Annotated in this window: 1 protein-coding gene; it reads right to left on the reverse strand. The window is 70.5% G+C overall.

Annotated features, from left to right (window positions below; genetic code table 11):
• Positions 1–417, reverse strand: a 417-nt coding sequence (locus M8C17_RS31730) for an SIS domain-containing protein (protein ID WP_252420477.1), incomplete at both ends; no start/stop codon positions are given.

Below are 417 nucleotides of genomic sequence, written 5' to 3' on the forward strand. Positions count from 1 at the left end.
GTATTCGCAGAGCAGGTGGCTGGTGACGAGGTGGAGTTCCTGGACGACCTGGGTGTCGGGGGAGGCGATGGCGAGGGTGTCGTGGCAGGTGTCGGCGAGGGGGTTGGGGGCGGGTCCGGTGAGGGCCCAGGTGGTGAGGCCGGTGTCGTGGGCGGTGTGGGCGGCGGTGAGGAGGTTGGGGCTGGTGCCGCTGGTGGTGAGGAGGAGGAGGATGTCGCCGGGTCGGCCGTGGGCGCGGACTTGGCGGGCGTAGACGTCGGTGTAGCCGTAGTCGTTGGCGATGGCGGTGAGGGTGCTGGTTTCGGCGTGCAGGGCGATGGCGGACAGTGGTTGGCGGTCGTGGTGGAGTTTGCCGACGAGTTCGGCGGTGAGGTGTTGGGCTTCGGCGGCGCTGCCGCCGTTGCCGGCGACGAGCAG

This window comes from Micromonospora sp. RHAY321, assembly GCF_023896955.1.
In the GTDB taxonomy this organism is placed as follows: domain Bacteria; phylum Actinomycetota; class Actinomycetes; order Mycobacteriales; family Micromonosporaceae; genus Micromonospora.